Origin of the sequence: Streptococcus sp. CF10-1 (genome assembly GCF_024295825.1) — a bacterium.
Classification (GTDB): domain Bacteria; phylum Bacillota; class Bacilli; order Lactobacillales; family Streptococcaceae; genus Streptococcus.
On record NZ_JANCPQ010000005.1, the window covers coordinates 54974 to 70561 of the forward strand.

The following is a 15588-nucleotide window of genomic DNA, read 5'->3' on the forward strand; positions in this document are numbered from 1 at the left end:
GATTCTATTATACACCCTTAGAAGAGAATGTCAAGACAAAAACTCAAAAAATTAGCACTCTTTTGCCAAGAGTGCTAAAAATCAGTCTGAAGACCTAGAATCTTACTTCTCATCTACTTGGCATTTCCTTTTAAGTCTGAAATAAGCATAGATTAGATAAGAAATTAAACAAGCGTATAACAAGAAAATAATAAAGAAAGACTGAGACAAGTTTTCTCGATATAAACTCATACAAACAACAAAACCACCTGAGAAAGCGGCTATACAGGAACGAAGTCTAGACCGCATAACTTCCCATCTAAGACCATTACGCATATAGCCTTTCTCTTCTGAAAGTATATCAGAAGCTGGTTTACGAAGAATTGAACAAAAACCTGTTTCTATCAATTCCCAACCGCTATTTCTAAAATCTTGTAGTTCATGCTTATACTTTTTAAGAAATCTAGAATCATAGATATGATAGATGACATCATCTGGTTGGCATTGTTCAAAATAGAAAAAACCAAAACGATTAGTTCTATATCTCCAACCTTTCAAGTGCATCTCATGTAAATATTCTTCTTCCTTGTCCAAATCAACAATGGTGAAAATCCGAAATTGTACTTCACTATTCATTGTCTTACCTCCAGATTAGAAAACAGGTATTGCTTCATTTATCAGATAATTCTTTCCACTTTTGAAACAATCTCCAAAAAATATAAGAAATCTGAACCGCAAAAACCATCAATAAAACACAATCTATCATGACAATCAAAAACATTACCCAACTGAAAGAACTACCTCCACTGAGGTACTTTAAGAAAATCGGTATTAGAGCTGAAAAGAGAAGCAAAATAGGAAGCATCCGCAGTCTTAAAATCCGATGAACCATATCCAACTTCCCAGTAGCATCATTATAAATTTCAAACTCTGCATCCGATTCAATTTCAGAATGTGCTTTTCTAAAGTAAGAAAAACCATTAAAGTCTGTAATATGCTCCCAACCACAGTCTTTAAACAGTTGCAAATAAGAGGTTCTCTCTGATGTTTTCATTGGGTAAAAATCCAACTGATAAGACACTTGTTCAGACTGACACTTTTCAAAGGTATACTTAACCGCAAACAACAAGATAGAATAGCTTACTTTTCTAAGTTTCCAGCCTTTAGCATGCATCTCTCTAAAGTATAGAGCCTCCCTCTCATAATCCGCAATGGTGAAAATTCGGTAAACAATTTTCTTTTCCATCATCCTTCCTCCCGACTATTTCTGTAAAGTCGTTCAATACGTTTCAATTCTATCTCCAAAACTTTTCGTCCCAAATCTGTTATCTGATAAATTTTCCGTTTTTCCTCTTCTCGGACAAAGGAAATCAAGCCGTCCTTTTCCATCTTTGACAAGGTCCCATACATAGTTCCAGGACTAATCGAAACTTGCGAATCTGTCATCTCCTTGACCTTTTGCGTAATACTATAACCATGACCTTCCTTTTGCAGGCAGAACAAGATATAAAAGCCCGTTTCCGTCATGGGAAGGTAAACACGCCTAATCTTATCCGTTAATTCCATTTATAGCTACCTCTTATCTAGTTCGATATATCGCACCTCGTTATATAAAATATATCACACCTCGATATAAAACACAAGAAAAAAGATCACCCACAGGCAATCTTTCTTCTATATTAGTATTAGTAAAGGTCTAAATAATTATCAACTTCCCATTGTGACACAAAGGTCGCATAGCTAGCCCACTCGATGCGTTTTGCTTCAAGGAAGCTAGTGTAGATATGTTCACCTAGGGCAGCCTTGACCACTTCATCTTCTGTCAAAGCTTTCAAGGCGTTATGAAGAGTTGATGGAAGATCAGTGATTCCAGCTTCCTTACGCTCTTCTGCTGTCATGATGTAGATATTTTCTTCGATAGGAGCTGGTGCTTCGATTTTGTTTTCAATACCATGCAAACCAACTTCCAAAAGAACCGCCATAGCAATATATGGATTTGCCATTGGGTCCACTGAACGCAACTCAAGACGAGTTCCCATACCACGTGAAGCTGGTACGCGCACAAGTGGCGAACGGTTACGACCAGCCCAAGCAATATAAACAGGTGCTTCATAACCTGGAACCAAACGTTTGTATGAGTTAACTGTTGGGTTCATGATAGCAGTATAGTTGTAAGCATGCTTGATCAAACCACCAAGGAAATGGTAGGCTGTTTCAGACAACTGCATTCCTTTGGGATCATTTGGATCAAAGAAGGCATTGTTTCCTTCTGCATCAAACAAAGACATATTACAGTGCATACCTGATCCAGCGATACCAAATTTTGGTTTTGCCATAAAGGTTGCATAAAGACCGTGTTTACGAGCAATGGTTTTAACAACGAGTTTAAAGATTTGAATTTTATCACAGGCACGGAGGACTTCATCATACTTGAAGTCAATCTCGTGTTGCCCAACCGCAACCTCGTGGTGACTCGCTTCAACTTCAAATCCCATTTTGGTCAAGACATTCACAATCTCACGACGCGTATTGTCAGCAAGGTCAGTAGGCGCCAAGTCGAAGTAGCCACCCTTGTCATTTACTTCAAGAGTCGGATCCCCATTTTCATCGAGCTTGAATAGGAAGAATTCTGGCTCTGGACCAAGGTTGAAAGATTTGAATCCTACTTCTTCCATATGACGAAGGGCGCGTTTGAGGTTGCCACGTGGGTCACCTGCAAATGGTTCGCCTTCTGTTGTATAGACATCACAGATCAAACCTGCAACACTTCCATTTTCATCTCCCCATGGGAAGACTGTCCATGTATCCAAGTCTGGGTACAAGTACATATCTGACTCATTGATACGTACAAAACCTTCAATAGAAGATCCATCAAACATGGCTTTGTTTGACAAGACCTTGTCTAACTGTTCATCTGTAGCAGGAATTTCGACGTTTTTCATAGTTCCCAGAATATCTGAAAACATGAGACGGATAAAGGTAACATTTTTTTCCTTGACTTCACGACGAATATCTGCAGCTGTGATTGGCATGGGTTTTCTCCTTAATATATGACTACTTGCGATTGCCTAACCGCGACCAAAGGGTGACCGTACTGAAGCAAAGCGCCCCTGCTGGAGGAGTTCATTGTGAAGTGCACGACGCACTTCCGTCTGACTCACGGCTTTCTTGGACTTCGCCTCGCGTTCAGCATATTTTTTCTTAATCGCAGCAATATTATGACCTTCAGAGATATAATCTTTGATTTCAAGTAGACGATCCATGTCATTCAACGAATACATGCGACGGTTCCCTTCGTTTCGATCAGGTTTGATCAACTCTTGATCTTCATAATAACGAATCTGACGCGCCGAGAGATCGGTCAATTTCATAACACTGCCGATAGGAAAAACAGCCATATTTCGGCGAAATTCTCTTTCCTTCATTTACAATTTCCTTCTTCCTGTCTATTATAGTCTAAAAAAAGACATACGTCAACGAATAATGTCATAAAATGTGACATTATTTTCTTTTTTTCTCCCAAAAGAGTTTCAGTTGCTCAATATCATAATTTACAAGGATTGCGACAAAAACTCCCATAAATGTTTCAAATACGCGCGCAAACACGTACAAAAATGTTTCTCCGCTCGGTATTGATAGGGTAATAATCAACATAGCCGCTACACCACCAATAACTCCTGCCTTGTTGTTCATGGCGACATTTGTCATAATGGTTAACATGGTGCAAATCGGAACAACTAGTAAGGTTACCCAAAAGGCTCCATGAAATAAAGTGTTTAAGAGGAAAAAGACAAGGGCGTAAAAACCGCCAATGCTATTTCCTAAGATACGCGAAGTTCCAAAATGGACACTCTTATCAAAGCTTTCTCGTAGACTGAAGACCGCTGTTAATGCTCCGATTTGAAGCCCCTTCCAGCCAAAAAAACCAAAAATCAAGAGAACTATAAATACAGCAATCCCTGTTTTGAAGGTTCGCATACCAAGCTTGAACTGTGACTTATCAAATTTATATTTTTTAAAATAACTCATAATCTCAACTTTCTACTACCATTTTAACATAAATTAGTTGATTTTATGAGTCAAAATCAATAGGAAGCGTTTTTAATTTTTAACTATAAAAAAGAGGAAACAGAGTTCCTCTTTTCTTTGATTCATTTATAAAATCTTATTTTTCAGTCAAGGCTGCAAGACCTGGAAGAACTTTACCTTCGAGGAGTTCCATTGATGCTCCACCACCAGTAGAGATCCATGAGAACTTGTCTGCACGACCAAGGTTGATGGCTGCGGCAGCTGAGTCACCACCACCGATGATTGATTTCACACCTGGTTGTTTCACGATAGCATCCATCACACCGATTGTACCAGCTTGGAAGTCTGGGTTTTCAAATACACCCATTGGTCCGTTCCATACAACTGTCTTCGCACCAGTCAATTCTTGATCGAATTTAGCGATAGATTTTGGACCGATATCCAAACCAAGGAAGCCTGGATCAACTGCTTCACCTTCAGTGTCTTTCACTTCAGTATAGTCAGCAAATGCGTTTGCTTCTTTTGAGTCAACTGGCAAGATCAATTTGCCGTTTGCTTTTTCAAGAAGAGCTTTCGCAACATCCAATTTGTCTTCTTCTACAAGTGAGTTACCAATTTCGATACCTTGTGCTTTGTAGAATGTGTAAGTCATCCCACCACCGATAAGAACTTTATCAGCTTTTTCAAGCAAGTTTTCGATAACACCGATCTTGTCTGAAACTTTTGAACCACCAAGGATAGCCACAAATGGACGTTCTGGAACTTCAACTGCTTCTTGGATGTAGGCAATCTCGTTTTCAAGTAGGAATCCAGCAACTGCTTTTTCAACGTTTGCTGAGATACCAACGTTAGATGCGTGTGCACGGTGAGCTGTACCGAATGCATCGTTTACGAAGATACCATCTCCAAGAGATGCCCAGTATTTACCAAGTTCAGGATCATTTTTAGATTCTTTCTTACCGTCAACATCTTCGAAACGAGTGTTTTCAACCAAGAGAACTTGTCCATCTTCAAGAGCGTTAACAGCGGCTTCCAATTCAGCACCACGTGTAACACCTGGGATAAATTTAACTTCTTGTCCCAATTTAGCAGCCAAGTCAGCAGCTACAGGAGCAAGTGATTTACCTTCTTTGTCTGCTTCTTCTTTTACACGTCCAAGGTGAGAGAAGAGGATTGCACGTCCACCTTGTTCAAGAATGTACTTGATAGTTGGAAGAGCTGCAGTGATACGGTTGTCATTGGTAATCACGCCATCTTTAACAGGTACGTTGAAGTCAACACGAACGAGAACTTTTTTCCCTTTCAAGTCAACGTCTTTAACAGTCAATTTTGCCATTAGATATGACTCCTTCTTTTTTTATACGTGTTAATTATATCACAAAATCAGTAAAAGAGATAGAAAAACCCTAAACTTTTCTTGTTCTTTCTTCTATCTATTAACCTAAAAACCTAGGATTGCAGTCCGGAAAAGAGCAATCTTTACATAATTTGGTTGGAATAATTTAGGCAAATTTCTTGATTGATCTGCCTAATTACTTCTATACCATTCTTTTTCTAATATTTTAATCCTTAATATTCTAAACTATACAGTCCTTCTTTTTGAATTGCTAGGTTTCTTATTATACAATATAACTAAAATAGTTTCTTTTAGTTTGTGCTATTTGAAATTAAAAAAGAGGATTTACTACAATGAAATTAGAAAGACTAATCTATATTTTACTTTCTCTTTTAAATAAGAAGAGAATAACAGCTAAAGAGATTGCAGATAGGTTTGAAATATCTACTCGAACAGTATATAGAGACATGGATACGCTCAGTTTAGCGGGGATTCCAATCTATTCGGAACGTGGAGATAAGGGAGGTTTCTATATACCAAGCGACTATAAGATAGACAGAAACTTTTTCACTGAGGAAGAGAGACAGTTTATCATTAATATGAGCCAAAATGTTAGTAAAATCGTTGGTCATTCAAGTCTTGACAGTATCGAACACAAGCTGTCTTCTCAAGAAATTGCAAGAGCAAACAGTCCTTTTTACTTTGATCTCAGTTCCTGGACTCTTAATACAAATTTTTTACTAGAAATTGAGGAAGCGATACAAACTGAACAGATGATTTCTTTTTCTTACCATTCGAAAAAACAAGAGAAAAGTCAGCGAACAGTTATCCCATACAGATTGATCTATAAACTGAATGCTTGGTATGTTATCGGTTACTGCTTAGAAAAATTAGATTTTCGTATTTTTAAATTAACTCGAATTCGTGAACTAGAACTAGTCGAGATAAAAGATAAACCATTCGATTATCCACGTTTATCTCAAGAAAAGTTAGACCTTTTTTTAAATCCCCCAAAACATAAAGTGGAGGGGCAAAGAGAAGAAATCGAACTAGTTTTTACAAGATTTGCACTTCCAAAAATCTACGATTACTTTACAGAAGAAGAAATCAGAGTCGAGGACGAAATAATAAAAGTTCAGGCATTCAGAGCTTTAACTCCTGCATTTTTTGATTTACTCTTAAGCTTTGGTTATCAAGTAAAGGTCGTATCTCCAAGTCACTTACAAAATCTACTGGTCAGTACTCTCAAAAAAAATCTTCAGCAATATGACAACCTGTAGTCATATTGCCTTTTGTATACTCTTAAGTGGGCAAAATATTTCGTGATATTCATCATAGCCCAATTATTTTATAGGAGGTTCCAAATGGATACAAAAACACTTGCAGAAAGCTATTTTACGGCAGTAAATGAGGGAGGCTGGGAAGATTTCGTAGCTGAAAACTTTGATTATGGCATGTGCGATAGTATAGAAATTCGACAAGGACGTGATGTTTATTTGCAAGGCGCAGGCCAATTCTATGCTTTGAGCCAGCATCTTGAAGTGAAGCAATTACTTGTTGATGGTCGAGCAGTCTCAGCTTTAAATCGCTACCGTCTACATTCTCCTCAAGAAAAAGAACTCGAACTGGATGTCGCAGAATTTCTAAAATTCGATGAGTTTGATAAATTAGTTGCATCCAATATTTATTTCGACACCTATCGTTTCCAAAAATTTATCCAAGGAATTGAATAACAAAAATCTAGCTTCAAATTTACTCTTCAATTTCAAAACTAAAAACAAGGCCTGACTAATTTACAGTCAAACCTTGTTTTTTAATTTTTATGAGAAAATCCAAGATTCGCAAATCTGATTAGTCTTCTCTCCCCTTTCTAGAGAGCAAGCCGTAGCCACTCATTAGTCCGAGGAGTCCCAGCGCTACTAGACTAGCATCTCTTGTCGCTCCCGTATTTGGAAGTGCTTTACTTGCTTTTTCAACTTTCGCTGGTGCTGCTGAAAGCGCTTGATCCCTTGTTTGTGAGACTTGCTCCTCTTTCGTTCCTACTTCAACAATTTCTGGAAGAGCTTCCTTGAGAACCTCAGTTGAACGAAGGGTGCGTTTGCCCTGACCATCAACTTCTACAAAGCGACGAACTTGGCCTTCAACTCCTGCTTGCACAACACGGCGTTGTCCTGTGAGAAGGGCTGCATTCGGTCGCTCTTGAAGATCGAAGGAAACTGTTCCCTCTTCAACTTCCAGTTTCGGAGTTTCTAGAACTAAATCTTTCACCCCTTCAGCTGGTTGGTTGCTCGATAGAACTTTTGTACCAACTTCAGTGATTTCTGGGATTACTTCCTTGACTACCTCAGTCGAACGAAGAGTGCGTTTGCCTTGGGCATCTACTTCTACTAAATGATGAACTTGGCCTTCCACACCTACTTGAACTAGCTGGCGTTGTCCTTTGAGAAGCTCGGCGTTTGGTCGCTCCTGACGTTCAAAGGCTGTTGTTTCAGTTTCAATAACTAGTTCAGGGAGGGCTTCAACCGTTGGAGCTACTTCATTTGGATCCATACTGCCAACGTGGTGACTTTCTTCTGCAGGAGCTAGTTTCTTATTCAACTTTTCTTTCATTTCCGCAAAAGCTTGTGGAGTTGGCATCTCTGAAGCCAACAAAGTTTCTGCTTGTTCAATCAAGTCAGCTTTAGGATCTTTTTCACGAAGGGATTCAAGCAAGCCTTCCAATTCTTCTCTAGCAGTTTGATAACGTTGATTTCCATCCAGGTCTGCTCCTGCTTGTTTCAACTCATTCAAAGCTTTGTTGACCTCTTCTTGACTGGCATCATGGTTTTCTGCTACAGCTTTGGCTGCATTGAGCTTTTCTACTAGTGCTGCTTGTTTGTCCTCGCTTGAGAAGGTGTAGGCAAGGGTTGACTGACGACCTTGAGCAGCAGTGATTTCTTGTTTGAGGTATTCATCATTAACTGCAGCCTTTGGAGAAACCAAGACATCGAACTCAGCGGTGTGCCCCTTGTAATGCACGGTCAAGGTCTGGCGTCCAGTCTTCTGAGCATTGTAGCCCGTAATTTCAACACCTTGATCTGTGAAGGCATGGCTTTCTTCTGTCTCATCATCATAGAGAACGCCGAAGCGACCTTCTGCAAGATCCAGTTGCTCTCCTACTAGATAGTCCGTTTTCGGTTTCTGAGTAATGTACAGACCTGCTACTTCTTTTGGTTTTCCTTCATCTTGACCTGTCACTTGCACCTTCAAGTCACCGCTTACTGGAAGTCCAAGGTAGCTGACTGTGAGCTTCTGTTCCCCTTTTTGATGAGCGTCGTAGCCAGATACTGTCACACCTGAATGAGTAAGGTTGATCAGCTCATCGGCTTGTCCCCCTTCGTATTGAACACGGAGAGTGCCGCCTCTGAGGTCAAGGTTTTCTCCCTCTTTATAAACTATCTTCTTAGGCCCTTTTTCAAGACTAACTGCAGCAATTTTTCTCTCATCCTGTGGAATCGCTACTGCCAAGGTGTTACTGATTTCTTTGCCAGGTAGTTGGGTACGATAGTAGAGGAGAGTTGGTTGCTTGTCAAAAGCCAATGGCGCTGTCGCCATATCGCCTCCAGTTTCAGACTTCAAAGTTGCAATCGGTGTTTGTGAATCTGCCTTGTCATAAACGGTGATAGTTGCACCTGCTGGAACATCAGAGAAGCCTAGTTGAACTTGATGGTTTCCAAGTGAACGAGCAGCTACCTTAGCCATTGGAATATTTTGACTTTCTGTATCCAAGGTTTCATACATCTTCCAGTTGTAAATACGAATGGCTTTCCAAGGTGTTCCGTTATCTGAAGTGATAACTTTTAGGCGCCAGTCTTGAGCAGTGATTGGTTTGTCAAGAGTGATATCCGTCACGTGCGCTTTATTGCCACGGACTTCCTTAGCTAGTTTCCACTCACCATCCGTATCCTTGTAGTAAAGATCAAAGTCCTTGGTATTCATCAAACCATCGTTAACAGACTCACCACCGGCTCCTGCATGATCCATGACCCATCTAACAACACGACGTGGCTTGGTCAAGCGAATATCCACACTACCGCTCAACTGAGCTGAAGACCATTTATCTGACAAGCTAGTAATGGTACCGTTCAACATACCTTCGATGCCTTCACCACCTTCAGTATTTGGGAAAGTGCTACCGATAACCTTTGCACCTGGAACAATATTTTCAGCCAAAGGTCTTGGGAGACTGGTATCTTGAACTGTCATCCCCCAGTTGAAGAATGTAGTCGCAGCTTCGGAACGGAGGCCATTTTTACCAACTGCAACGACTTTCAATTCCTGAGTCGTACCAGTCGCATTAGCAGAACGGCTAACTTTTGGAAAGTAGATAGTGGACGCAGATGATCCTGTCAACAAACGCCAGTTATCTCCATCTTTTTCATAGACTTCATAAAAATCCGCATCTTGATTACCCGCAAACTGGATCACTGCTTCAGCTTCTTGGGCATTTTTAAGAGATTGTTTCACTACAGAGAGACCTGTAGGCGCTTGTGGTGCTTGGTGATTGTCTGAAATTGTCAATTGGCCTAAGTTGAACTGATAATCTTTTACAGCCCCTTCATGTTTGAAGAAGAGTTTGACTGCATAGATGGTTTTACCTGCTAGTGAGCTAAGGTCAAATTCTTCATTTGTCCAGTTATCAGAAAGTGTTAGCTCTTTCCATGCGGCTGCATCCTCAAATTTGTAGTCTGGTGTTGTAGAGAAGGCCATATAAACTTTAGAGCCTTTTCCTCCCTTGTGGGCAACACGAAGTTTGGTTTTCTCAGTTACTTCTAGTTTGGTAGAATACAAATTCACATCTTGGTCCGTCTTACCAGCTACATCACCTGAGAATTTAAGGGAGTTACCTCCATTATAGGCATCTGTAAAGTCATATTCTGCACGAAGTTTTTCCCCCGTTGAAGTCTGCCACCAGCGCCATGTTGGCAAGACACCTGAAACAGAACGGTAGTTCCACTCAGAATCCTTAGAAACTTTACCGTCTACAAACCATTTTCTACCATGACCTGTATTAAAAGAGGTAGTGAAGGTGCGTCCTACTGCTGGTGTACGGTCCGCAACTAAATTGGCAATTCCATACCACTCTTTGTCAGCTGGTTTTTGAGCCGTTGGATCTCCTTGGTAACCTGTAAAGAAGATGTCTTCATTCTTGTGATAGTCTTCGCCTGTTTTTCCTAGACTGGTAATCGTATCTGGTGCAAAAAGTCCAAGTGACAAACGCAACTTGCCTTTTTCATCTAAGAGGGCATCCCATTTGACTTTGGTCTTATAAGAGCCACCTTGTTGCAATTCCAAGCCTGCAAAGACATCATACTGGCTACGTTCTAGCCATTTGGCCATCTCTACGGAGTGGTCATTCTTTTCCTTGTTCCAGTTGAAGTTGGCAAAGAATTGATCCGCAGGGACCTTGTCTCCTTCTTTTTGCATGAACTGGTAGTTATAATCACCTAGACCATCTTCGTGGTAACGACCATATTTGTAGGTCATGGCATCGTACCAAGCATACTTGATCGGGTGGTTGACCTTAGCTGCATATTCTTTTGTATAGAGCATGAATTGGCGCATTTTTTCACCAAGAGGTGCTACCAATTCACCCGTTGTTTCCTGATTAATGAAATAGCCATCAAAGCCATAGTACTTAGCAAGATCGACAAGTTTCCGTGCGATCGGGAAGGTGCCATCTGCGTCTTGTTTCAAGGCAGCTGCAAATTTCTCTTGGTCGGCAATGCTATTTGACCAGTTGAAGAAGAGGGTTCCATAAACGGGAACTCCGTTGCGGTGGCCTGCATCAATGACATCTGGAGTTGGGACTAGACCTTCCCAGAAGACCATTGAATCCAAGTATTGCCAGTAGTCAAAAGCGTAGGCCTTGAATTCTTCTCCACCTACAGAAGCGTGGTCTTTGGCCTTTGAGTTGGTATTTGCTAGCGCCTGAACCTTGGCTCTTCTGCTTGCTTTTTCATTGACCAACTGCCCTCTGTGGCGCTTGGCGAGTTCAACTGAGGAACGGTTAATAGGATCATCCTCACGCGCACCCGGTTCCCATTTCAACAAATCCTCCCATGTATCAAATTTGATTTCTTTTGGTCGGAGACTCTTTTCTTCATTTCTAGGAACGTCTGCTAGAGTCGGTTTGTCGGCTTTCTTCTCAGCTACTTGAGGAGCTTCCTCTGGTTTGACTTCTTCTTTTTCAGTTGGTTGAGCAGGTTTTTCAGTTTTATCTGCCGGAGCGGGTTTTGCCTCTTCTTTTTCATTGACCAAATCGGCTATTGCTGGAGTGTTTTCTGAAATTGGTTGCTCAGCTACTTTGTTCTCTGTTTCCGATAATTGTTTTTCGATAGCTGCAGTATCTGGATTAGCTGTTTCACTAGCGCTTGTAGCTTGGGCGCTCGTATTTGCAGCTGTTTCAGGGGCTGCGACTTGTTCGGCAAGAGCTGGACTTGCGAATAGAGCTGAACCAATCATCAAGGAACAAGCCCCGATTGACAGCTTACGAATACTGTAACGGCAACGTTTTTCAAAAAATAGATTTTTCATCTTATCCTCCTAATAAAATATAAAGTAAGCGCTTTACTTTTTGATAAAAAGTAACTGTTCTCAGTGTACGACACCAGAACAGGATCATCTTCATTTTATCCTATATGAAAGCGATGTCAATCTATTTAACATAAAAACTATAACTAGGATAATAATCAATAAAATTTGGACACAATCCTATAAATCATCTATCTTAAAGGGAATCTATCTCTCATTTTAAAAGAAAGTTCTTGTTTCTTATGAAAATTTCAGCTAAACACTTGTGAGATTTACTTTTATCCTTTAAAATAGAATAGGAGAAATTCCGTTATTATTTTCCGGAGGAAAAAGAAATGTCCATTAATTGGCAGGAAATTTTATTTCACTTTTTAGGAGGTCTAGGACTGTTTTTATACAGTATCAAGACCATGGGAGACGGTTTGCAACAAGCTGCTGGAGATCGCCTTCGTTTTTACATTGACAAGTACACTAGCAATCCCTTTTTAGGCGTTCTAGTCGGAATCGTCGTGACTGCCCTGATTCAGTCAAGTACGGGGGTTACAGTTATCACGGTCGGACTGGTCAGCGCTAGTCTTCTCACTCTTAGACAGGCTATCGGAATTATCATGGGAGCCAACATCGGAACCACTGTTACTTCCTTTATCATCGGTTTCAAACTAGGCGAGTATGCTTTACCCTTGATTTTCCTTGGAACTATGTTCCTCTTCTTCACAAAAAACAGAACAGCAAACAATATCGGGCGCATCCTGTTTGGTGTAGGGGGAATCTTCTACGCCCTTAACCTCATCAGTGCCGGTATGAGCCCGCTTAAAGATTTACCACAATTCAAGGAGTATATGGTAACCTTGGGTCAAAATCCTATTTTAGGAGTGGTAGCTGGTGCAGTGATTACCGTCCTCATTCAGGCCTCTTCGGCTACAATCGGGATTTTGCAAGGTCTCTATGCAGGTGGGTTCCTTGATCTTAAAGGTTCACTACCAGTTCTCTTCGGGGATAATATCGGGACAACCTTAACCGTTATCATTGCGGCAGCTGGAGCCAATGTCTCTGCAAAGCGCGTTGCGGCAACCCACGTTACCTTTAACGTTTTAGGGACTATTCTTTGCTTAATCTTATTAGGCCCCTTTACTGCTATGATCGAGTACTTCCAGGCACTCCTTCACCTCTCACCTGAGATGACCATCGCCTTCTCTCACGGTGCCTTTAACGTAAGTAACACCATTGTACAATTTCCATTCATCGGAGCCTTGGCCTACTTTGTAACCAAGCTCATCCCTGGTGAAGACGAGGTTGTCAAGTACGAGCCCCTCTATCTCGACGAGCAACTTATCCAGCAATCTCCTTCTATCGCTCTAGGAAATGCCAAAAAAGAACTCTTGCACTTAGGAAACTATGCAGCCAAAGCTTTTGACCTTTCTTATACCTATATCATCGGTTTGGATGAAAAGGTAGCTGAAAAAGGGCACAAGACAGAGGAAGCCATCAATACCATCGATGAAAAACTCACTCGTTACCTCATCAGACTCTCAAGCGAATCCTTGAGTCAAAAGGAAAGCGAAGTCTTGACCAACATCCTAGATTCATCTCGTGATTTGGAACGGATTGGGGACCACGCAGAAGGCTTGCTCAACCTAACAGACTATCTTCAACGCAAGAATGTTCAGTTCTCTGATGCTGCTTTGGAGGAATTAGCTGAGATTTATCAAGCAACAACTGCATTTATCAAAGATGCCCTTGATAGTGTAGAAAACAATGATATTGAAAAAGCACAAAGTCTGATTGAACGCCATAAAGAAATCAACAATATGGAACGCGTTCTCAGAAAGACCCATATCAAACGCCTTAACAAAGGTGAATGTTCTACACAAGCTGGAGTCAACTTTATCGACATTATTTCCCATTACACTCGTGTATCTGATCACGCCATGAACCTTGCTGAAAAGGTCATCGCTGAACAAATTTAATTGGTAAGAAGCCACCTTAATTTAGGTGGTTTTTTTCGTCTCTTAATCAAGAATATTTTTTCTAACGTAAAAAATGCTTTGATTCACAATGGAATCAAAGCATTTTAAAGAGTTCTCCAAACATGATAGCAGAAACTGCAGTGCCCCTGTACTTGGCTTCTTCTCTTTTGATAAAGCGCGCCAAGTTAATCAATTCAGGTGCTGGGTGTTTGGGATTGATAAGCAATTCACGGGTGACCAGTCCTGAGAGTCGGACTGCTAGTAATTGCTCATTTGTAGTTGGTAGTTTTTTAGCAGTCTCTAGGAGAGCAGCAACTAAATCTTCACTCAAGCCCTGACGAGCATGGTTGTAGAGATCTCTTATAAGGCTTTCTAGGTTTGGTTCTGCCATCCCGACCACCTCCCTTATGCTTAATAATGTTTAATCAAATCAACCGTTGAGCGGTCCAATTTTTTCACCAAGGCTTGCAAGAAAGCTTGGGCTTCTAGGAAGTCATCCATCGCGTAGAGGGTTTGGTGAGAGTGGATATAACGGGCACAGACACCGATAGTTGTGGATGGGACACCACCATTTTTCAGATGAGCTGCTCCAGCGTCCGTTCCGCCTTTTCCACAGTAGTATTGGTACTTGATGCCAGCTTCTTCAGCCGTTGTCAAAAGGAAATCCTTCATCCCCGGAAGAAGCAAGTGACCTGGATCGTAGAAGCGAATCAAGGTTCCATCCCCAATCTTACCTTGGCCGCCGTAGACATCACCTGCTGGTGAGCAGTCAACTGCCAGAAAGACTTCTGGATCAAACTTAGTTGTAGAAGTATGAGCGCCACGAAGGCCAACTTCTTCTTGGACATTGGCACCAAGATAGAGTTCATTTCCGAGTTTTTGACCTGACAAATCTTCTGCAAGCTCGCTCACCATGAGGACACCGTAGCGATTGTCCCAAGCTTTTGAGATGATATTTTTTTCATTGGCTGTCAAGATAGCGGAACTATCAGGGACAATGGTGTCACCAGGTCGGATACCAAAGCTTTCTGCCTCAGCCTTGTCTGCAAACCCACCATCAAAAATGATATCTGAAATTGCTGGCATGGTTGGTCCACCTGTTCCACGTGTCAAATGTGGAGGGACAGAACCTGAGATCACAGGAATTTCACGACCATCACGCGTAAAGAGTTTAAAGCGTTGGCTGCTGACCACCATAGGGTTCCAGCCACCGATTTCAACGACACGGAAGGTACCATCTGGCTTAATCTCGCTGACCATAAAACCAACTTCGTCCATGTGAGAAGCGACCAAGACGCGTGGTGCATCCGTAGCTTCTGAATGCTTGATACCGAAAATACCACCCAAGCCATCTGTCACTACTTCATCCACATGCGGTGTCAACTTTTCACGAAGATAAGTCCGTACAGGCGCTTCATGACCTGAGATCGCAGCAAGCTCTGTTACTTCTTTGATTTTTGAAAATAATGTTGTCATATCAGTTCCTTCTTTCTGTCCTCCATTTTACCACTTTTTATAGGAGAAGGATAGTGGGAAGGTAGATTGGTTTTTACTCAGTTTTCCAATAAAAGAGAGGGGCAGATGTAATTTCAGAAATTTTTCTTTCTTTTTACATTAAATTGTCAGAAAATTTATTGACAGATTAAAAAAATCGTGTTACATTATCTCCAAGGGTATTTTTATACCAAATCTACATGAAAGGAC

Annotated in this window: 13 protein-coding genes; 3 read left to right on the forward strand and 10 right to left on the reverse strand. The window is 41.1% G+C overall.

All coding sequences use genetic code 11. The features are described 5' to 3' along the window. Positions 1-102 precede the first annotated feature (102 nt). The 7 genes from NMM25_RS07355 to pgk all read right to left on the reverse strand — a co-directional run bounded on the left by NMM25_RS07355 (position 103) and on the right by pgk (position 5344). Complete coding sequence (locus tag NMM25_RS07355) at positions 103-615, reverse strand: DUF2812 domain-containing protein (protein WP_254736425.1); 513 nt, start codon at positions 613-615, stop codon at positions 103-105. A gap of 34 nt (positions 616-649) precedes the next feature. After that, positions 650-1225 carry a DUF2812 domain-containing protein gene (locus tag NMM25_RS07360; RefSeq protein ID WP_254736426.1) on the reverse strand — a complete coding sequence of 192 codons (576 nt, stop codon included), beginning with the start codon at positions 1223-1225 and terminating at the stop codon, positions 650-652. Next, positions 1225-1545 (reverse strand): PadR family transcriptional regulator, encoded by a 321-nt coding sequence (locus tag NMM25_RS07365; protein WP_254736427.1) that lies wholly within the window; start codon positions 1543-1545, stop codon positions 1225-1227. Before NMM25_RS07365 ends, NMM25_RS07360 begins: the two co-directional genes overlap by 1 nt. Positions 1546-1664: 119 nt before the next feature. After that, complete coding sequence (glnA, locus tag NMM25_RS07370) at positions 1665-3011, reverse strand: type I glutamate--ammonia ligase (protein ID WP_001122885.1); 1347 nt, start codon at positions 3009-3011, stop codon at positions 1665-1667. A gap of 36 nt (positions 3012-3047) precedes the next feature. Next, a complete protein-coding gene (gene glnR / locus NMM25_RS07375; protein ID WP_000664333.1) occupies positions 3048-3404 on the reverse strand; it encodes a transcriptional repressor GlnR in 357 nt (118 codons plus the stop codon). Positions 3405-3480: 76 nt separating this feature from the next. Beyond that, positions 3481-4008, reverse strand: a complete 528-nt coding sequence (locus NMM25_RS07380) for an aromatic acid exporter family protein (protein WP_000119887.1) — start codon at positions 4006-4008, stop codon at positions 3481-3483. Between the two features lie 136 nt (positions 4009-4144). Further along, positions 4145-5344, reverse strand: a complete 1200-nt coding sequence (pgk, locus tag NMM25_RS07385) for a phosphoglycerate kinase (RefSeq protein ID WP_254736428.1) — start codon at positions 5342-5344, stop codon at positions 4145-4147. Between the two features lie 353 nt (positions 5345-5697). Here pgk and NMM25_RS07390 point away from each other — a divergent pair, with 353 nt between their 5' ends. Further along, complete coding sequence (locus NMM25_RS07390) at positions 5698-6624, forward strand: YafY family protein (RefSeq protein WP_084944869.1); 927 nt, start codon at positions 5698-5700, stop codon at positions 6622-6624. Positions 6625-6708: 84 nt separating this feature from the next. After that, on the forward strand, positions 6709-7077 hold the full coding sequence (locus NMM25_RS07395) for a hypothetical protein (RefSeq protein WP_254736429.1): 369 nt from the start codon (positions 6709-6711) through the stop codon (positions 7075-7077). Between the two features lie 118 nt (positions 7078-7195). On the opposite strand, the gene NMM25_RS07400 is transcribed toward NMM25_RS07395, so the two are convergent. Continuing rightward, the gene (locus tag NMM25_RS07400; protein ID WP_254736430.1) at positions 7196-11920 is read right to left on the reverse strand and encodes a bacterial Ig-like domain-containing protein; all 4725 of its coding nucleotides are present in this window, start codon (positions 11918-11920) and stop codon (positions 7196-7198) included. A 332-nt stretch (positions 11921-12252) separates the two neighbouring features. Here NMM25_RS07400 and NMM25_RS07405 point away from each other — a divergent pair, with 332 nt between their 5' ends. Next, complete coding sequence (locus NMM25_RS07405; protein WP_000026662.1) at positions 12253-13884, forward strand: Na/Pi cotransporter family protein; 1632 nt, start codon at positions 12253-12255, stop codon at positions 13882-13884. A 94-nt stretch (positions 13885-13978) separates the two neighbouring features. Here NMM25_RS07405 and NMM25_RS07410 read toward each other — a convergent pair whose 3' ends face one another. Both NMM25_RS07410 and pepA read right to left on the reverse strand, forming a co-directional pair. After that, positions 13979-14275 (reverse strand): bacteriocin immunity protein, encoded by a 297-nt coding sequence (locus tag NMM25_RS07410; protein WP_000840146.1) that lies wholly within the window; start codon positions 14273-14275, stop codon positions 13979-13981. A 20-nt stretch (positions 14276-14295) separates the two neighbouring features. Then, entirely contained in the window at positions 14296-15360 is a 1065-nt protein-coding gene (gene pepA, locus NMM25_RS07415) for a glutamyl aminopeptidase (protein ID WP_254736431.1), read from the reverse strand. Positions 15361-15588: the final 228 nt, after the last annotated feature.